The following is an 18,368-nucleotide window of genomic DNA, read 5'->3' as shown; positions in this document are numbered from 1 at the left end:
GCCACGACACCCCCAACGGTTGGACGGACGGACGCCACCGCACATCCAACCGCTGGCACCGCCAACCCGGCGAACTTTCCCGGTCAGAGCACTAGCTGCAATACCGGTGACTTTGGTGGGTTTTGGTCGTTGGAAGGGTTGTGCCATCGACTCCAGCCACGTCCGGGCTGCCGGAAGGGGCCCAAAAGCGGACCGAGCCCGGTCGACCGCGCACGACCGGGCAGCAAGCACCACGTCCTCGTCGACGCCCAGGGCATCCCGCTCGCGGTGTCACTGACCGGCGGCAACCGCAACGATGTCACCCAGCTGCTGCCCCTGCTGGCGAAAGTTCCCGCCGTGGCCGGCCTCGTCGGCCGACCCCGGCGCCGCCCCGACCTCCTGTTCGCCGACCGCGGCTACGACCACGACAAGTACCGGCGCCTGGTGGGAGGCAGGGCATCAAACCGATGATCGCCCGCCGGGGAGTGCCCCACGGTTCCGGCCTGGGCGTCTACCGTTGGGTCGTCGAACGGACCATCGCCTGGCTCCACGGGTGCCGCTGCCTGCGCATCCGCTGGGAACGGCGCGACGACATCCACGAGGCCTTCCTCGGCCTCGCCACCTGCCTGATCACCCACCGCCACGTCCAACGCCTTTGTCAGGACCTCTTACGCCGGATCGGTAGGCACCGGCTTCACCAGCCCCGAACGTCGCACCCTGCGGCCGCGCTGCGCCACCTCGGCCGGTACGAGTCACCGTTCACCACGGACCGGGCGGGACCGGGGCCGGACCGCTGCGCCAGGTGCGCTACGCGCGGCCCGAGCTCCCGGCCGACGAGTCCCTGGAGCTCACACAGGCCGCCGCGACAGAAGCTGGTATGAGGGCCTGCGCGCGTGAGCTGCCCACCCCGGGCCGGTGGCTCGGGTAGGCAGCGGCCCTGCGGTGCCGCCGGTCAGCCAGCGCCCGCGGTCGGGGCGGCGAAGGTCTCGCGGGGCCCGAAGTCTGGGTAGGTCACGGAGAGGGCGGATTTGGGGTTCGATGATGAGCACGGTCACGCCCGTGTCGGCCCGAGGCGCCGACGGGCATTGATAGTATGTCAATTACATATTAGTGCAATGCTTTTAACCGCCAAGGACTGATACGCAACAGCGCAGATCCGGTCGGTGCGACGACGAAGGGACAGTCCGGTGAGCAGTCTCAACAAGGGTCTGGAACGGATCGAAGTAGGCCTGTTGTGGGATCCGAGTCCCGCAGGCTCGGCCCGCCACGATCTGGACCTCGTCGCCGCGACATACACCGCCGCCGCCCCGTCCGGCGCCCCCGCCTACCTGGTTCATTTCGACAACCGCGCTCCCGACGGCACGATCACCCTCACCCGAGACAGCCTTGACGGCAAGGGCCTCGGCGTCGACGAACGCCTCGTCCTGGAGCTCGACCGTCTGGCCGACCGCTACGTCCGGGTGGTCGTGGGCGTCGCCATCCAACAGAACGCCGGCCGACTGACGTTCGGGGACATAGCGAACCCCGTGGTGAAGATCCGGAACGGGCGCGATGAGTTCGCGGCTGTGGACTTCGCCGGTGCCGGTGAGGCAACAGCGGCGAGGGTCGCGGAGTTCGTCCGGGACAGCTCGGGGGCCTGGGGATTCCAGCCCGGCGTCTACGGCTTCGATGCCGATCCGGCGACTTTCGCGAGGATCATGGGCACCTGAGACCTGTTGCGGAAGGTCGCGTACGAGTAGGCCGGGATGCCTTGAACAACTCCTGCCGACACCATGCGGTGCGGGCTGTCTCCCCCGTGGTTCGGATCTTGTCACGGTGCGACAGTGAGCTGGTCTCTCTGGTCGGCCCCGGGGCTGTGGAGCGTTCTGACGTGACCCGCGCCACCCGCATCACGAGGGAGGTGACCCGCACCGCGCCGGGCCCCGGACGCCATCGTCGAAGCGGGTGCCGGTACGAACCGGGGGGACCAGGTGAACGCCGGTGATTGCGCGCCGTCGACCGGTACGGACTCGACGAGCTTGAACACCGTCGGGAGGGCCGCGGTCGGGTTGCCGGCACGCCAGGGGACCATGGTGCGGAGGTTGACCGTGGCGAACGTCGACCCGATCGGACTCGTAATCGATGGCCCGTGTGAAGATCACGACCCGCCGGCCGGAGCCGTCGAGGCAACCCTGATACCGGGTCCGGCGGCCTGACGGGCGGTCGCCGCTGCCGGCCCCATCAGGTGCTCCTTGCCGTGCAGCCCGGACAGAATGCAGCGGCGCGGACGCTCGATCGTCCGGGCCGCCTCCGAACGCCTCCGAACTCCCCCGGCACCGCCGCTGGTGCCTTCGGCGCGCACCTCAGCGGCCGAGCCGGCGTCATCGCGGGACACCGATGGGGGGTCCGCAACAGCCCGCCGCGCAACGGCACCCGACCGGTGTCCCCGGCGTCCGGCACCAGCAGCAGGGCCAGTCGATCCGTCGCGCTCCCCCGCCCCGCGAGAAGGATGCCGGTGGTGGCGCGGCACCGATTCTCCGGGCGTGTCCGCCGTTCAGGCCCGCGCATCCGCGAGGAAGCGGCCGTAGCGACCTCATCCTGACCACCGGCCATACGTGGCCGGTGCTTTGACCTGCGCCGTCGTCCGGCGACGCGTCAGCATCGACAGCGGATGGCAGGTTCCGCGACCCCGGCCTCGCCGCGCGCGGCCGACCCGGGCTGCCCCATTCCTGACGCCCGTGCGCGTACGTGACGGAGGGGGTCCGACGGCGGAGGCGAAGGGGTCTCCGGCTGCCGGCCGGCGTGCCGGCAGACGAGTCGGGCTCACGCCGTACCGGCGACAGTCGCTGAGGCCGGCCGGGCCGGGCGGTAGGGGTGGGCCCGCCCCTACCGGCCGGCCGGGCCGGGCGGTCTACTCGAAGGCGGCCGCCGCCTCCCGCAGCGCCCGGACGACCGTCTCGGGGTCGTACGGCGCCGGCTCACCGGGCAGGTAGGTGACGGCGTGCAGCCCGCCGGTGTAGCGGAAGGAGCGGTGCCGTTCGTGCACCGGCCAGGAGACCGGGGACTTGCGGTCGATCCCGACGCTGATGCCCTGGAACGGTGCCATGCCGATCAGTTGGTGCACCGGGCCGAGCCGGCCGCCCTCCGCGCCGTCCACCAGGACGCGGAACTCCCACTTGAGGTCGGCCACGGCCGTGGCCTCCAGGGTGATCCGGCGGGCGCCCGGCGCGAGCGGGCCGCCGTCGGCCTCGAAGAGCTCGCCGTACTGGTTGTAGGCGAAGTGCAGCCGGCCGTCCTCGACGTAGAGGCTGTAGCCGCCGCCCTGGTCGCCGTGCGAGACCAGGACGCCCCGGTCGTCCGCGCCGTGGGCGGTCAGCTCGACCTCGACGGCGAAGGAGCGGAAGGAGATCAGGCGGGAGGAGCGGTAGCGCTCCAGCTCGGGGGTGCCGGCCAGCAGGGTGACCGGCCGGCGGAGGCGGTCGGCCTCGGGGCCGCGCAGGGCGAGGGCGCCGCTGCCGTCGGCCAGCGGGAACACGCCGTTGCGCCAGGCGGCGGCCTCCCACGCGGCGGCCAACTCCTTGACCAGTTCCGGGTGGTCGGCGGCGACGTCGTGGATCTCGGTCGGGTCGGTGCGCAGGTCGTACAGGGCCCACTCGCTGTCGTCGTACGGCGCGCCGAACCGGTGCAGGGTGACCAGCTTCCAGCCGTCGCGGTAGTAGCTGCGGTTGCCGGTCATCTCGCAGTACTGCTCGGGGTGGGTGGACGGCGCGCCGGGCGTGCGCAGCACGGGGGCGAAGCTGATGCCGTCGAGCGACTGCACCGGTTGCCCGCCGCGCTCCGACGGCCTTTCGACACCCGCGAGTTCGAGCAGGGTGGGCAGGATGTCGGTGACGTACTGGTACTGCGCGCGGACCCCGCCGTCAGCTTCGGCGCGGGGCAGACCGGCCGGCCAGGAGAGCACGAACGGCACCCGGACGCCGCCCGCGTAGGTCTGGCCCTTGTAGAAGCGGAACGGCGTGTTGGAGGCCATGCCCCAGCCGCGCGGGTAGTGGACGAGGGACTGCGGGCCGCCGATCAGCTCGATCTCCCGCTCCACGTCGGGGTTCCAGTCCTCGGGCAGGTTCGGGTGGTGGACGAAGCGGCTGAAGTAGCTGCGGGTGCCCTCCGCGCCGCCCTCGCCGGTGCCGCCGTTGTCGGAGGTGAACACGATGATGGTGTTGTCGAGTTCGCCGAGCGCGGCGAGGGTGTCGGTGAGCCGGCCGAGGTTCTGGTCCACGTTGTCGACCATGGCGGCGTACACCTCCATGTAGCGGGCGTACACCTTCTTCTGGACGTCGGTGAGTTCGTCCCACGGGCCGACATCGTGACCGGCTTCGCCGTTGCGCTCGGGCAGCTCGGTGCCGGGCGGGAAGTGACCGGCGGCGAGCTGGCGGGCGAACCGGGCGGCGCGCAGCTCGTCCCAGCCGCCGTCGTACCGGCCCTTGTGCCGGGCGAGGTCGGCCGGCTTGGCCTGGAGCGGGCCGTGCACCGCGTTGTGCGCCAGGTAGAGCAGGAACGGCTTCTCGGCGTCGTGCGCCCGCAGCGACTTCACCATGGCGATCGCCTGGTCGGTGATGTCGTCGGTGTAGTAGTAGCCCTCGGGGAACTCGTCGATGTCCAGCGGGCTGTTGTCGCGGACGAGTTGGTGCGGGTGGAACAGGCTGGTGAGGCCCTCCAGCACGCCGTAGTACTGGTCGAAGCCCTTCTGCAGCGGCCAGTTGGCGCGGTTGTCGGCCGCGTTGGAGGCGGAGTCCCGGGTGAGGTGCCACTTGCCGACGGCGTAGGTGGCGTAGCCCCGGTCGTGCAGCAGCTCGGCGAGGGTGGGGATGTCCCCGGCGACCTCCATGCCGTAGCCGGGGAACCCGGGGTCGGCGTTGGCGACGAAGGAGTAGCCGACCCGGTGCGGGTTGAGGCCGGTGAGGAGGGCGGCGCGGGCGGGAGAGCAGAGCGGCATGGTGTGGTAGTTGGCCAGCTTGACGCCGGTCGCCGCGAGCCCGTCCAGGGTGGGCGTGGGGATCTCGGAGCCGAACGGGCCGATGTCGCTGTACCCCATGTCGTCGATCAGGACGACGACGATGTTGGGCGCGCCCTCGCGCGGGCGGACCGGCTCCGGCCAGGCGGGGGTGGAGGCGCCGAAGGTGCGGCCGACGGTGCCGGGGAACCCGGCGTAGGGGTCGCGGCGGTGCGGGTCGGTGGCGGTGTCGGCGGCGGTGCCGGTGCCGACCGCGGCGGGGCGGGCGTCCGCGTCGGGGCGGTGCGGGTCCGGGGTGCTGGTCATACGGGGCTCCGGGTGGTGAGGTGCGGGGCGAGCTGCGGGGCGAGCTGCGGGGCAGACTCCAGCCGGGGGACGGCGGCCAGGAGTTGGGCGGTGTACGGGTGTTCGGGGGCGGTGACGACGCGGTCGGCCGGGCCGGTCTCGACGATCCGGCCGCGGTGCATCACCGCGATCCGGTGGCTCACCTGCCGGACCACCGCGAGGTCGTGGGCGATGAAGAGGATGGCGAGCCCGAGGTCGCGCTGGAGCCGGGCGAGCAGCTCGATCACCTGCGCCTGCACCGAGACGTCCAGCGCGGAGACCGGCTCGTCGCAGATCAGCACGCTCGGCTCGGGCGCCAGCGCCCGGGCGATGCCGATCCGCTGGCGCTGGCCGCCGGAGAAGGCGCGCGGGTGCCGGTCGGCCGTGGCCGGATCCAGCCCGACCTGCCGGAGCAGTTCGGCGACCCGCTTCTCCCGGGTCGCCCGGTCGCCGAGCCCGTGGGCGATCAGCGGTTCGGCGATGATCTGCCCGGCCGTCATCCGGGGGTTGAGCGAGGCGTACGGGTCCTGGAAGACCATCTGCACCTCGCGGCGGGCGGCGGCACCGCCGCCGCGGCCGAACTCCTCGCCGCGGAACCGGATGGTGCCGGCCGAGGGGGCGTGCACCTGGACCAGCGCGCGGGCCAGCGTCGACTTGCCGGAGCCGGACTCGCCGACCAGCCCGAGCGTCTCGCCGGGGTGCAGGACGAGGTCGACGCCGTCCAGCGCGGTGACGGCCCGTCGGCGCGACCCGTACGTCTTGCCCACCCCGCTGACGGTGAGCAGCGGTTCGGGGCCCGGGGTGCTGTTGGCGGCGGCCTCGGAGGGGGCATCCAGCCGTGGCACGGCGGCCAGCAGCTCCTTGGTGTACGGGTGCCGGGGCGCCGCGAGCACCTCGGCCGTCCGGCCCTGCTCGACCACCCGGCCTTCCCGCATCACCAGGATCCGGCGGCACGTCCGGGCGATCACGCCGAGGTCGTGGCTGATCACCACGAGGGCGGTGCCGGTCTCCCGGTTGATCCGGGCCAGCAGCCGGAGGATCTGCTGCTGGACGGTCGGGTCGAGTGCGGTGGTCGGTTCGTCGGCGACGAGCACCTCGGCGTCGTGGGCGAGGGCGAGCGCGATCATGATCCGCTGGCGCTGGCCGCCGGAGAACTGGTGCGGGTGGTCGCGCAGCCGGCCGGCGGCGTCGGGGATGCCGACCAGGCCGAGCAGCTCGACCGCCCGGGCGGCCCGCGCGGTGCGGTCCGCCCTGCCGTGCGCCCGTAGGGCCTCGTCCAGCTGCTTGCCCACGGTGAGCACCGGGTTCAGCGAGGACATCGGATCCTGGAAGATCATCGCGATCCGCCGTCCGCGCAGCTCGCGCAGGGCCGGCTCGGGCAGCACGGCGAGGTCCCGGCCGTCGAGCTCGACCGAACCGCCGGTGATCCGGCCGCCCGGCGGCAGCATCCGCAGCAGGGCCAGCGCGGTGGTCGACTTGCCGGAGCCAGACTCGCCGACCAGCCCGAGCGTGTCCCCGGCCGCCAGCTCGAAGCCGACCCCGTCGACGGCGCGGACCCCGGGGACGGCGCCGACCCCCCGGCCGGTGGCGGTTCCGGCTCCCTCCCCCGCGCCGCCGAACTCGACGGTGAGGTCGCGGACCCGGAGCACCGGGCTCCGCCCGGGACTGCTCCCCGGGCGGCTGTCGGGGCCGTGCTCCGGGCGGCTCCCCGGGCGGCTGTCGGGGCCGTGCTCCGGGCGGCTCGCCGGGCGGCTCATCGGCGCACTCCCTTGTTCAGCGCCTCGGCGATCAGGGTGAAGCCGAGGACCAGGGCGGTGGTGGCGGCCAGCGGGGCGGCCGCGAACGTGGGCTGGGTGGAGAGGTAGGCGACGGACTGGCTGAGGATCGAGCCGAGGGTGGGCTCCGGCGGCCGGACGCCGAGGCCGAGGAAGCTCATCGCGCCCTCGATGAAGACGCCGATGGAGAGCGCGACGGCGGTCTGCACGATCAGCGGGTCGGCCGCGTTGGGGACGACGTGGCGCAGCAGCACCCGGAGCCGGGAGGCTCCGCCGACCCGGGCGGCCAGGGCGTACTCGCGCTCCCGCTGGACGAGGATGCCGGCCCGCAACTGGCGGCCGAAGCCCGGGATCTCGGCAAGCGCGATGACGATCAGGACCGGCCAGCGGCCGGGGCCGAGGACGGCCGTGACGGCCAGGGCCAGGATGATCCCGGGGAAGGCGAGCAGCAGGTCGAAGACGCGCTGGACGGCGAGGTCGGCCACCCGGGACGAGGCCGCGAGCAGGGCGAAGGAGCAGCCCAGCAGGGCGCCGACCGGCACCGCGGCGAAGGTGATCGCGAGGTCGGTGCCGGTGCCGTGCAGCACCCGGCTGAAGAGGTCGCGGCCCAGGTCGTCGGTGCCGAAGGGGTGGGCGGCGCTCGGCCCGGCCAGGGCCAGCGCGCTCTGGGCGTTCGGGTCGAGGTCGGTGAGCAGCGGCGCGGCGAGGGCGGCCAGGGCGATCACGCCGACCAGGACCAGGCCGGTGAGGCCGCGCCCGGTCAGCAGCCCGGCCAGGTAGCGGTTGTGGCGGCGGGCGCCGGGGGACTTCGGCCGGTCGGCCGTGAGGACGGTCATCGGTTTCACTCCCACCGGATTCGGGGGTCCAGCCACGCGTACACCAGGTCGGTGAGCAGCTGGACGGTGACGTAGACGGCGACGATCAGTAGCAGGAGGTCCTGCACGACGGGGTAGTCGCGGCGGATCACGCCCTGTTCGATCAGCTGGCCGAGGCCGGGCCAGGCGAAGATCCGCTCCACCAGGACGGCGCCGGCGATGAGTTGGCCGATCTGCAGGCCGAGCACGGTGATCGCGGGCGGCAGCGCGTTGGGCAGGGCGTGCTGCCAGACGATCCGCCGGCGGGAGACGCCGAGCGCGGTGGCGGTGCGGACGTAGTCCTCGGCGAGCGCGCGCTCCATGCCGTCCTTGAGGTAGCGGGCGAGCACGGCGGCGCTCGGCAGGGCCAGGCAGACGGCCGGCATCAGCAGGTACTGGACGGCGAGGTCGGGCTGGTCGAGCAGCGACTCGTGGCCGCCGGCCGGCAGCAGCCCGAGCGTGACCGCGAAGAGCAGTACCAGCAGGACGCCGGTGACGAACGGGGGCACGGCGAGGACGGCGGTGGTGAAGGCGCGGACGGCGGCGGCGACCGGCCGGCGCCGGGTGGTCGCGCCGAGCACCCCCAGCGGGAGGGCGATCAGGATCACCAGCAGCAGGGCGCCGAGGGTGAGTTGGACGGTGGCGCCGAGGCCGTTGCCGATCAGGTCGGCGACCTGCCCGCCGATCGCGTAGCTGGGCCCGAGATCCCCGGTGACGAGGTGGCCGAGCCAGCTGACGTACTGGGTGAGCAACGGTCGGTCGAGGCCGAGCCGGCCGCGGACGGCGGCGACGGCCTCCGGGCCGGCGTCGGGCCCGGCCAGTGAGGTGGCCGGGTCGCCGGGGATCAGCCGGAGGATGAGGAAGACCAGGAAGGAGGCGAGGACGAGGACGAGCAGCCCCGAGGGCAGCCGTTTGACGAGGAAGGTGCGCATCGGTCAGGCCGTCAGGTAGGCGTCGTCGAGGTTGAGGTAGCCGAACTTGTTGAGGTCGGCGCCGCGGGCCTTGCCGCCGGCGACCTCGACCAGGCCGGCGATGGCGAGGTCGATGACGAACTCCTCGTCCAGCAGCACGTCGGTGATCTGCTGGTAGAGCGCCTTGGCCTCGGCGCCGTCGCTGTCCGGCCGGTTCCAGGCCTTCTGGACGACGTCCGTGTAGGCGGGCGAGCTGAAGCGCGAGCTGTTCTTCGCCTCGTTGAACGGGTAGGCGCTGACCGCCAGGGTGGCCGGGTGCAGCTGGGCGAAGCCGTGGCTGAGCGTCCAGAGGGCGGGCATGGTCTGGGAGATGAGCTGCTTCTGCATGGTGGGGGAATCGGTGGGCTGGAGCACCGTCTCGATGCCGACCTGCTTGAGGTCGTACTGCAGGATCTGGGCGACGGCGGTGGAGCCGGGCTCGTTGGAGTGCGCGAACGGCAGGGTGATGCTGTCGAGGCCCGCCTCCTTGAGCAGCGCCCGCGCCTTGTCCGGGTTGTGGCTGTAGCGGGTGGCGTTGGCCTCGCTGTAAGCGGGCGAGGACTTGGGCCAGGGGGCGGAGGAGACGGTGCCGTACCCGCCGAGGGCCTGCTGGACGAGCCGCTCGCGGTCCACCGCCCAGGCGATGGCCTGCCGGACGCGCTTGTCGCCCACGTGCTCGCCGGTGAGGTTGGCGCCGATGTAGTAGGCGCCGGCGCCGGTGTCGTACTGCTTGATGTGGAACTGCGGGTCGTCCTTGAGGGTGGCCACGTCCTTGCCGCGCACGGAGTAGGACAGCTGGGTCTGGCCGGTCCTGAGCGAGGACAGCAGGGACTCCGCCTGCGGGACGATCCGGATCTCGACGCCGTCCAGGTAGGGCCGGCCGGGGTTCCAGTACTTCTCGTTGCGGGCGAAGGTGATGGAGCTGCCGGGCTTGCGGTCGGTGAGCGTGAACGGGCCGGTGCCGATCAGTTTGGTGCCGGCGACGGCCTCCTCGACGCTGACCGAATCCGGGATGATCATGAACTCGAAGAGGTCGAAGAGGTTGCTCACCGGGTGGGCGAGGACGAGGGTCAGCTCGAAGTCGCCGTTCTTCCGGAAGTCCGTGACGGCCGCGGCGGTGGACCGCAACTGGGCCGACCGGGCCGGGTTCTGGAGGTTCTTGACGGCGAACACCACGTCGTCCGCGGTGAACTTGCGGCCGCTGTGGAAGAGCACGTCCTCGCGCAGCTTCAGCGTGACCCCGGTGCCGTCCGCCGCCACCTGCCAGGAGGTGGCCAGCTCGGGCTGCGGCTGGAGCCGGTCGTCGTACCTGGTCAGGGTGTTGAAGACCAGGCGCTGGACGAGGGTGTTGGCACTCTGGGCGAAGAGCAGGCTCGGGGTGAAGTCGACACCGGCGCCCACCGTGAGGACGCCGCCCCGGCGCGGGCCCGCCGATCCGCTCGCGGCGGAGGTGGCGGTGTCCGCGGCCGAACGGCAGGCCGCCAGCGTCAGCAGGCCGGCGCCGGCGAGGCCTCCGCGGAGCAGGGCCCGGCGGGAGACGCCAGGGGCGGAGGAAGTGGTGAACGCGGTCATAACGGGTCCTTCGACGGGGTGGTCGGGCGGGCGAGTGGGAGGGGTGGGGCTGGGGTACTGGGCGGCGGGGGGTGCGGGGTCGTGGGGTGGCGGGGTCGTCCGGTCAGAGCAGCCGGCCGGGGCCGGCGGGCGGCGCCGGGGCGGACGCCGTCGCCTGGAGCGGCCGGGCGTACAGCACGCCCAGGACGGCGGCGCCGGCCGCCACGGCGAGCGCGTCGGCCCCGCGCCGCTGGGCGATCAGCAGGTCCGCGTCCCGGTGCAGGTGCGAGCGGAGCGCGAACTCGGCCCGGACCACGTCCAGGTAGACCGGATCGAGTACCGCGAAGGTCTCGGTGAGCACCAGCAGGTCGGGGTTGACCACGTCCGCCAGCAGGGCGAGGGCCCGGCCGACGATCGCGGCCCGGCGGCGGACCAGGAGGTCGGCCCGCCGGTCCCCGGCCTGCACGGCGGCGATCAGCTCGGCCCGGTCGGGCCGGGAGGTGATCCCGTCCGCGGCCGCCGCCTCGAAGAGCGTGGTGTCCGAGGCGGCGGCCGCCAGACAGCCGGTCCGGCCGCAGTGGCAGAGCGTGTCGTCGCCCGGCACCGGCAGGTGGGCGACGTCGCCGGTGGCCGAGGCGGGGCCCAGGTGCACCACGCCGGCCACCGCGAGCGCCGCGTCCACCACGTGCCCGACGAAGAGGTGCACCATGGAGCGGCGGGCGGCCGGGTGCCCGAAGAGGATCTCCGCCTGGGTGAGCGCCCGGGCGTGGTTGTCCACCCGCACCGGCAGTCCGGAGGCCCGGGAGAGCAGCTCGCCGAGCGGCATGTCCTTCCATCGGAGCGGATCATGCCGGACAGTCATGCCGCGGTCCGGATCGACCGTGCCACCGGTGACGGCGCCCAGCCCGACCACCGTCCGGCCACCCGGCACCTGGGCGAGCAGCCGGGGCAGCCGCTCCAGCAGTGGCCCCAGCACGGCGTGCCCGGTACGGCCGCGGTTGCTCAACTCCTGCCGGCGGAGCACGTTTCCGCGCAGGTCCAGCAGGGAGAAGGTGGTGTACGGCACCCCGATGTGCAGCCCCGCCACCGCCAGTCGGCCGGTGTCGACGTCCACCGGCAGCTGCGGCCGCCCGACCGTGCCCGCCCCGCCGCCGGTCAACTCGGGCCGCTCGCAGAGCAGTCCGATCCGGGTGAGGTCCACCACCTGCCGGGACACCGCGGAGGCGCTCAGCCCGGTGAGTGCGGCGACCCGGCTGCGGGCGATCGGCCCGCGGTCGAGCACGGTCCGCAGCACGGTGGCGGCGTTGACATCCCGCCGGTCGTCCCCGATGCGGCGGTCGTCGCCGGTCCGCCGCTCGTCCCCGATACGGCGGTCGTCGCCGGTCCGCCGGTCGTCCGCGGGGCGGAGGGCGGGGTGCGGGAGCGTGTCGGACATCGCGGGTGCCTTTCGGGCTGCGGGGCTACGGGGTTGCGGGGCGCCGGCCTGCGGGTGGTGGCCCGGGCCCGGGGGACGGCCCGGGCCCGGGCCGGTCGGCTCACGCCGGGAGGGAGGCCTCCAGCTCCTCGGCCGGGACGAGACCGGCCACCTTGGGCGGCTCGGTCGGCTCCAGCAGACGGCTCGGGGTGCCGTCCACGCCCACCGGCAGGTCGCCGTCCAGGGTGATCCGGCGGACCAGGCGCGGCTCGTCGCCGTAGTCGTTGACGGCGTAGTGCTGGGTGGCGCGGTTGTCCCAGACCGCCACGTCGCCGACCTGCCACTCCCAGCGCACGGTGTTCTCCAGCCGCTCGACGTACCGCTGGAAGAGGTCGATCAGGGCGCGGCTGTCGGCCCCCGACACGCCCACGATGCGCTGCGCGAACGCGCCGAGCAGCAGCGTCTTCTCGCCGGTCACCGGGTGCACGCGGACCAGCGGGTGCTCGGTCTTGAACGCGGTCGAGACGAACACCTGGCGGAACAGCTTGGCGATCTCCGCGTTGTCGGCCAGCTCGGGCCGCAGGGCCAGGCTCGCCGCGTAGTCGTAGTCGTTGGTGTGAACCGCCCGCAGGCTCTCCGCCAGCACCTTCAGCGGCTCCGGCAGGTCCTGGTAGGCGGCGACGGTGTTGGCCCAGACGGTGGAGCCGCCGGCCGGCGGGAGTTCCAGCGAGCGGAGGATCGAGGCCTTCGGGTAGGACGGGACGAAGGTGACGTCGGTGTGCCAGTTGTTGGCGCGCACCCCCTTGGTGGCGTCCAGCTCGAAGATGTACCGGCCGTCCGCGCTGGGCACCGTCGGGTGGCCGACCGGCTGGCCCAACAGGCGGGCGAACGCCTCGTGTTCGGCGTCGTCCAGGTGGTTCTGGCCGCGGAAGAACAGCACCTTGTGCACGTACAGCGCGGCCTCGACGGCAGCGACGGTCTCGGCGGGCAGGTCGCCGCCGAGCCGGACGTCGTGCACGATCGCGCCGATCCGGCCGGCGGCCGGGGTGATGCGGAGCTCGGTGAGGGCGGTGGTCATGGCGGAACCTCGGCTTTCGCGGGGAGGGGGGACGGGACGGCGAAGGAGCGGACCGGCAAGGAGATGCCGGCCGGCCGCGCCGGTGTGGGGCAGGGCGGGCGTGCGGCAGGACCGGCCGGCGTGGCGCGGACCGGATACGGAACGCGGCGCAGGGAAGGACGGCACAGGGTGGCGCTGAGCACGCAGGTGCAGCGCGGTGCCGTGCAGGGAGTGCGGCGGCGCCGGGTGTGCGGCCGTGGCGGACGGCTGTCCGACGGGCGCCCGGTCGGTGGGCGCCTTGCCTGGGGGCGGGCGCCGGGCTCTACCGGATCAGCGGTACGGGCTCAGCACGGCCCCGGGCGGGAGCGGGCGTTCAGCGACAACAGCGGCTGCGGCCGTGGCCACGGCAGGGGCGGGGACAGGCAGGGCACGGGACCCCGAGTACGTCGGTCATCGGCCCTCCTTCCGGCGTGCTGCGAGTGGGCTCGGCGCTCATCGTGCTGAACGCCGAGGCCTGCTGTCAATCGCCGTTCTGCCTGCTGGTCAGCGGAGTTGCGGCGGTGTTGCGTCCCGTTGCGGCCGGTGTCCGAGCGATGGCGGGCGTGCGTCACGAGGGCATTCGGCCTTGTCGGGGGGCCTGGCGGAGTTATTAGCTCTCGGAGCGGAAGAAACTCCGACGGTCTCCGCAGGCCCGCTGCGGCCGCTCGCGGACGCTGTTCGGTGCCGCCACGCAGGCCTGCGGGCGCGGCGGCGTCGGCCCGATCGGGTTCGTGTCCGCATGCGCCTTCGTCTTCGTCGTGGTGCTCGTGATTCCGTCCCTGTCCCTGTCCCTGTCCCTGGTCCCGTTCCCGAGGGGAGAAGCCCGGTGCTCGACCTGGCACGTGAGGGGTGGCGTGGCTCTCCTGACCCTGGCGCGCCGGAGGAAGCGTCGGCGGCTGTCGAGGGCGACGTAGATCGCCGCGGGCCACCGGGGCAGGGGCCGGACGGCGCAGGAGCAGTCGCCGGCGCACAGCGGGTAGACGCAGGCCTCAAGGTTCTCGGCGCGGACGGCGAGGCGGGATCCTGGGATGGCGGCGAGGTCGGCGGCGGGGCTGAGAGTCCATCCGGCACTCATCAGGTGGAGACGATCGCGAGGGTCCCCAGGAGCTTCCTCGAAGGGCGGCCTCGCCTGGGAGAAGGCCCGCGCGTTCGTCGGCAACGGCCTCGTCCTCGCCCACCTCACCAGCCGGTGGCAATTCCACCCCGAACCCGGACACCAGATCACCGCAAAACCCCACATGGCCCTGGGCATCGGGCCCCGCCCGATGCGGCTGACGTCTCCCGTCGCCACTCCGGCCGTTTCAGGCCCGTGAGGGTCCGGAGGTCCGGCCGAGGCAGGAGCGAGAGCCGCGAGCTCCTACGCGACACATGCATACCCGAGCTCACGCCAATCAGGACCGATGGCGACCCGCCCTGTTCGGTCAGCGGTTCGCGGTGGAGGCTTCACGCGTGGCCGGCGGTCGGCGAGGGCGGGGCAGGTGTCCTGATTCCGGTGGAGTAGGCGAGGTAGCGGTCGATGACGGCTCGGTCGATCGGGGGGCAGGCGATGTCGGAGCCCGCCAGTGCGCGGGTGGCGTGGGTCCGGTCGAAGTGAACGCCGGTGGGCCGCCCCCGCCCGCAGGCGGCCTGCGCACTGTCCAAGGATCTGGGGAAGGTTGGCGAGCATGTCGGCGGGTCCGCCGACCCCTGGTCGGCGGACGCCATGACCGCAGCAGATCAATCACCGAACAGCTGGGGCGGGGCCGGTCAGCCGCCGCACGCGCAGCCTGCGGCGGTCTTCGCCTCGGCCGGGCTCTGGGTGGGGTCGACGGCCTGTTCGACGGGGGTGCCGCAGGCGGTGGTGCCGCAGCAAGCCTCCGGCGCACTGTCGGCGCTCTTGCCAAGGGTGTCCGCGTCGGCCTTCACGACGTAGACCTCCCACGGCTCCTTGCCGGGGCCGTGCACCCACGTCTTGTCCTGGAGCGCGTAGCAGCAGGAGGTGTCGTTCTCCTCGAAGGTGGCCAGGCCCGCGTCCTTGAGCCGGCTGGTCGCCGCGGCCACCTGCTCGGTGGACTCGACCTCGACCCCGAGGTGGTCCAGGCGGGTGTCCTCGCCGGCCTCGCCCTCGATGAGGACGAGCTTGAGCGGGGGCTCGGTGATGGCGAAGTTCGCGTAGCCGGGGCGGCGCTTGGCCGGCTCGGTGCCGAAGAGTCTGGAGTAGAAGGCGATGGAGCCTTCGAGGTCGGCGACGCGCAGGGCGAGCTGAACACGGGACATGGCGGTTCCCCGATCCGAGGTCTTGTTTCGACGTCTGTCGATACAGTGAGCTTGCCTCTCCGGATAGATGGCTGTCAACATAGACGTATGTCGAATCTGGAACTGCCGGTGCTCGGCCAGGACGACGCGGCGGCGTGCTGCTCGCCGATGGTCCGCGAGCCCTTGGGCGAGGAAGCCGCCATGGACCTGGCGAAGATGTTCAAGGCCCTGTCGGACCCGGTGCGGCTGCGGCTGCTGTCCCTGATCGCCTCGCACGAGGGCGGAGAGGCCTGCGTCTGCGACCTGACCGGCCCCTTCGACGTCTCCCAGCCCACCATCTCCCACCACCTGAAGGTGCTGCGCGAGGCCGGACTGGTCGGCTCCGAGCGGCGTGGGACCTGGGTCTACTACTGGGTGCTGCCCGCCGCGCTGGCCAAGCTGTCCGCCCTGCTCCGGACTCCGGCAGGCGCGGCCGCCCAGACGGCAGGAGGCGCGAGATGACCGAGGTGCCTCCGCTCGGGCGCCGGGCCGCGGTCGAGTTCGTCGGCACCGGCGCCCTGGTCGCGGTCGTGGTCGGCTCCGGCGTCCAGGCCACCCAGCTGTCCCAGGACGTGGGCGTGCGGCTGCTGGCCAACTCGCTGGCCACCGTGTTCGGTCTCGGCGTGCTGATCGCCCTGCTCGGCCCCGTCTCCGGGGCCCACTTCAACCCTGCTGTCACCCTGGCCGCCTGGTGGACCGGACGCCGCAGCGGGGAGGGCCCGGGCCTGCGCGAGGTCGCCGCCTACCTGCCCGCGCAGATCGCCGGGGCGATCTGCGGGGCGGTGCTGGCGGACGCGATGTTCGCGCAGCCGCTGGTGCGCTGGTCCACCCACGACCGCTGGGCCCCGCATCTGTGGCTGGGCGAGGTCGTGGCGACCGCCGGCCTCATCCTGCTGATCTTCGGTCTGGCCCGGGCCGGCCGGGCGCACTTCGCCCCGGTCGCGGTCGCCTCCTACATCGGCGCCGCGTACTGGTTCACCTCCAGCACGTCGTTCGCCAACCCGGCCGTCACGGTCGGCCGGGCGTTCACCGAGACCTTCGCCGGGATCGCCCCGCCCTCGGTGCTGCCGTTCGTCGCCGCCCAGCTCGTCGGCCTGGTGGTCGGCGTCGCCTTGGCCGCCGTGCTGTTCGGCCGCCCCGTCGCGGCTGCCGCCGAGGACGTCGTGGTCCCGTACGACGTGCACCACCCGGCCGCCGCCGGCCGCTGAACCCCGCCCCGCCGCTCCTGCCGAAGGAAGAACCCGTGAGCTCTCCTGCCGTCCCGTCCGTGCTGTTCGTCTGCGTCCACAACGCCGGCCGCTCGCAGATGGCCGCCGCGTTCCTCACCCGCCTCGGCGGCCGGCGCGTCGAGGTCCGCTCCGCCGGATCCGCCCCCGCCGACACGGTGAACCCGGCCGTGGTCGAGGCGCTGGCGGAGGTCGGCATCGACATCTCCGCCGAAGTGCCGAAGGTGCTGACCGCCGAAGCGGTGCAGGCCTCCGACGTGGTGATCACCATGGGCTGCGGCGACGCCTGCCCGTACTTCCCGGGCACGCGGTACCTGGACTGGAAGCTGGATGACCCGGCAGGCCAGGGCGTCGACGCCGTGCGCCCGATCCGCGATCAGATCGAGCAGCGCATCCGCGGCCTGCTCGCCGAGCTCGGCATCGAGGCCGCAGCATGAACGCCGCCGTGACCATCACGGCGATGCTGCCCGAGCACGCCGATCAGCTGCTGACGATCTACCAGCACGGGATCGACGGCGGCGACGCCACCTTCGAGACCACCGCCCCCAGTTGGGAGGCGTTCGACGCCTCCCGGCTCACCGAACACCGCCTGGTCGCCCTCGATGCCACCGGCCAGGTGCTCGGCTGGGCAGCCGCCGTGCCGGTCTCCGACCGATGCGCCTACGCCGGCGTGGTCGAGCACTCCGTCTACGTCCACTCTGCCGCCCGTGGCCAAGGCCTCGGCCTCGCCCTGCTCCGGGCCCTGCTCGCGTCCACCGACGCCGCCGGCATCTGGACCGTCCAGTGCGGCATCTTCCCGGAGAACACCGCCAGCCTCGCCCTGCACACCAAGGCTGGCTTCCGCGTGATCGGCACCCGCGAACGGCTGGGCCGACACCACGGACGCTGGCGCGACGTCATCCTGCTTGAGCGCCGCAGCCCGGCCGTCTCCTGAACCACCTGCGCCCGGCTCCGCCGGGCCGCTCCGTGTCCGCAGCGGCTCGGGGGCGCGGTGGCGCCGCGGGCCCGGCGGCCGGGTGGGCTCACGTGGGTGGACGGCGGCCCGGGTGACCGGTGGCGTCACGTCGGTTCCTCCGTGGAGACGGCCAGGAGCTTCGTCACCGAGCCGTCCTCGCCGACGACGTCGCGCAGGTGCCGGAAACCCAGACGGCGGCACATCTCCAGACTCGCGGTGTTCTCCGCGCCCACCATCCCGTAGGCCTCCTTGAGTCCGAGGTGGTCCGCGGCGTGGCGCAGCAGGCCGCGGACGGCCTCGCTGCCCAGTCCCCGGCCCCAGAACTCGGGGGCGAGGGCGGTGATCAGTTCGTGGCCGTCGACGTTTCCGGTCTTCTTCAGCTCCGCGTGGCCCGCGTATCTCCCGTCGTGCCACAGGCCCCACACGTCGAACAGGTCCTTGGGGTACACGTCCGTCTGGATCGCGCGGAACAGCACGCGCAGCTCCGACTCGGGAGCGCGTTCCTGGCCCATCCAGTGGCACACCTCCTCGATGCGCAGCAGGGCGACGAAGGCGTCCTCGTCCTCGGGCCGGTAGGGGATGAAGTCGAGGCGCTCGGTGCGCAGGGCGGGGGTCATGGCGGGCTCCGATCGGGGTGGGCGCCGTGGCGGTGGCAGGGAGCGGGGGGGTGAGAGGGGGCGGGGGCGCCGGGCCGGCGTTGTGCGGCCGGCGCCCCCGGTCGGGCGGCCGGTCAGGACTCGCTGTCGGCCATGCGCTCGCGCAGGCTGCGCGGGCGCATGTCGGTCCAGACCTCGTCGACGTAGGCCATGCACTCGGCCTCGGTGCCCTCCTTGCCGACGCTCTGCCAGCCCGCGGGTACCTCGATGTCGGCCGGCCAGAGTGAGTACTGCTCCTCGTCGTTGCGCAGCACCTGGTAGCGGGTGTTCTCGTCCATGTCACGTTCCTCGGTGGTAGCTGGGGTGCGGTCGGCGGTGATGGTC

The 18,368-nt window shown here is 73.1% G+C and carries 16 protein-coding genes and 1 pseudogene; 6 read left to right on the top strand and 11 right to left on the bottom strand.

What is annotated here, in order from left to right:
- Nucleotides 1-142: 142 nt before the first annotated feature.
- A pseudogene (locus ACIF6L_RS32535) lies at nucleotides 143-611 on the top strand (IS5 family transposase); the annotation flags it as partial.
- A 555-nt stretch (nucleotides 612-1,166) separates the two neighbouring features.
- Nucleotides 1,167-1,688 (top strand): TerD family protein, encoded by a 522-nt coding sequence (locus tag ACIF6L_RS32530; RefSeq protein WP_359810058.1) that lies wholly within the window; start codon nucleotides 1,167-1,169, stop codon nucleotides 1,686-1,688.
- Between the two features lie 1,181 nt (nucleotides 1,689-2,869).
- Here the strand turns inward: ACIF6L_RS32530 and ACIF6L_RS32525 are convergent.
- The 9 genes from ACIF6L_RS32525 to ACIF6L_RS32485 all read right to left on the bottom strand — a co-directional run bounded on the left by ACIF6L_RS32525 (nucleotide 2,870) and on the right by ACIF6L_RS32485 (nucleotide 15,189).
- Nucleotides 2,870-5,275, bottom strand: coding sequence for an arylsulfatase (locus ACIF6L_RS32525; RefSeq protein WP_396490981.1), 2,406 nt, complete (start codon nucleotides 5,273-5,275; stop codon nucleotides 2,870-2,872).
- Nucleotides 5,272-7,050 carry a dipeptide ABC transporter ATP-binding protein gene (locus ACIF6L_RS32520; protein ID WP_396490982.1) on the bottom strand — a complete coding sequence of 593 codons (1,779 nt, stop codon included), beginning with the start codon at nucleotides 7,048-7,050 and terminating at the stop codon, nucleotides 5,272-5,274. Before ACIF6L_RS32520 ends, ACIF6L_RS32525 begins: the two co-directional genes overlap by 4 nt.
- A complete protein-coding gene (locus ACIF6L_RS32515) occupies nucleotides 7,047-7,904 on the bottom strand; it encodes an ABC transporter permease (protein ID WP_396490983.1) in 858 nt (285 codons plus the stop codon). Before ACIF6L_RS32515 ends, ACIF6L_RS32520 begins: the two co-directional genes overlap by 4 nt.
- Before the next feature lie 5 nt (nucleotides 7,905-7,909).
- Entirely contained in the window at nucleotides 7,910-8,854 is a 945-nt protein-coding gene (locus tag ACIF6L_RS32510) for an ABC transporter permease (RefSeq protein ID WP_329491832.1), read from the bottom strand.
- Between the two features lie 3 nt (nucleotides 8,855-8,857).
- Nucleotides 8,858-10,444, bottom strand: a complete 1,587-nt coding sequence (locus ACIF6L_RS32505; protein WP_396490984.1) for an ABC transporter substrate-binding protein — start codon at nucleotides 10,442-10,444, stop codon at nucleotides 8,858-8,860.
- Nucleotides 10,445-10,547: 103 nt separating this feature from the next.
- A complete protein-coding gene (locus ACIF6L_RS32500; RefSeq protein WP_396490985.1) occupies nucleotides 10,548-11,858 on the bottom strand; it encodes an ROK family protein in 1,311 nt (436 codons plus the stop codon).
- 100 nt (nucleotides 11,859-11,958) lie between these two features.
- On the bottom strand, nucleotides 11,959-12,915 hold the full coding sequence (locus ACIF6L_RS32495) for a TauD/TfdA dioxygenase family protein (RefSeq protein WP_396490986.1): 957 nt from the start codon (nucleotides 12,913-12,915) through the stop codon (nucleotides 11,959-11,961).
- Nucleotides 12,916-14,376: 1,461 nt separating this feature from the next.
- Entirely contained in the window at nucleotides 14,377-14,574 is a 198-nt protein-coding gene (locus ACIF6L_RS32490) for a hypothetical protein (protein WP_396490987.1), read from the bottom strand.
- 105 nt (nucleotides 14,575-14,679) lie between these two features.
- Nucleotides 14,680-15,189 carry an ArsI/CadI family heavy metal resistance metalloenzyme gene (locus ACIF6L_RS32485; RefSeq protein ID WP_359836797.1) on the bottom strand — a complete coding sequence of 170 codons (510 nt, stop codon included), beginning with the start codon at nucleotides 15,187-15,189 and terminating at the stop codon, nucleotides 14,680-14,682.
- An 87-nt stretch (nucleotides 15,190-15,276) separates the two neighbouring features.
- Between ACIF6L_RS32485 and ACIF6L_RS32480 the strand changes: the two genes are divergently transcribed.
- From ACIF6L_RS32480 to ACIF6L_RS32465, 4 genes are read left to right on the top strand one after another with little or no spacing between them, the layout of a single operon-like run.
- Nucleotides 15,277-15,669 carry a metalloregulator ArsR/SmtB family transcription factor gene (locus tag ACIF6L_RS32480; RefSeq protein ID WP_359836799.1) on the top strand — a complete coding sequence of 131 codons (393 nt, stop codon included), beginning with the start codon at nucleotides 15,277-15,279 and terminating at the stop codon, nucleotides 15,667-15,669.
- Nucleotides 15,666-16,415 carry an aquaporin gene (locus tag ACIF6L_RS32475; RefSeq protein WP_396490988.1) on the top strand — a complete coding sequence of 250 codons (750 nt, stop codon included), beginning with the start codon at nucleotides 15,666-15,668 and terminating at the stop codon, nucleotides 16,413-16,415. Before ACIF6L_RS32480 ends, ACIF6L_RS32475 begins: the two co-directional genes overlap by 4 nt.
- Nucleotides 16,416-16,450: 35 nt before the next feature.
- Nucleotides 16,451-16,870: an arsenate reductase ArsC gene (locus ACIF6L_RS32470; RefSeq protein WP_359836804.1), complete on the top strand. Its 420-nt coding sequence runs from the start codon at nucleotides 16,451-16,453 to the stop codon at nucleotides 16,868-16,870.
- Nucleotides 16,867-17,367, top strand: coding sequence for a GNAT family N-acetyltransferase (locus tag ACIF6L_RS32465; RefSeq protein ID WP_396490989.1), 501 nt, complete (start codon nucleotides 16,867-16,869; stop codon nucleotides 17,365-17,367). The genes ACIF6L_RS32470 and ACIF6L_RS32465 overlap by 4 nt, the downstream gene beginning before the upstream one ends.
- Before the next feature lie 125 nt (nucleotides 17,368-17,492).
- Here ACIF6L_RS32465 and ACIF6L_RS32460 read toward each other — a convergent pair whose 3' ends face one another.
- Nucleotides 17,493-18,005 carry a GNAT family N-acetyltransferase gene (locus tag ACIF6L_RS32460; RefSeq protein ID WP_359836805.1) on the bottom strand — a complete coding sequence of 171 codons (513 nt, stop codon included), beginning with the start codon at nucleotides 18,003-18,005 and terminating at the stop codon, nucleotides 17,493-17,495.
- Nucleotides 18,006-18,118: 113 nt separating this feature from the next.
- Nucleotides 18,119-18,322, bottom strand: coding sequence for an MbtH family protein (locus ACIF6L_RS32455; protein ID WP_352291321.1), 204 nt, complete (start codon nucleotides 18,320-18,322; stop codon nucleotides 18,119-18,121).
- Nucleotides 18,323-18,368: the final 46 nt, after the last annotated feature.

Source organism: Kitasatospora sp. NPDC086009 (assembly GCF_044540385.1).
GTDB lineage: Bacteria > Actinomycetota > Actinomycetes > Streptomycetales > Streptomycetaceae > Kitasatospora.
This window is presented reverse-complemented; position numbering and strand designations above follow the sequence as displayed.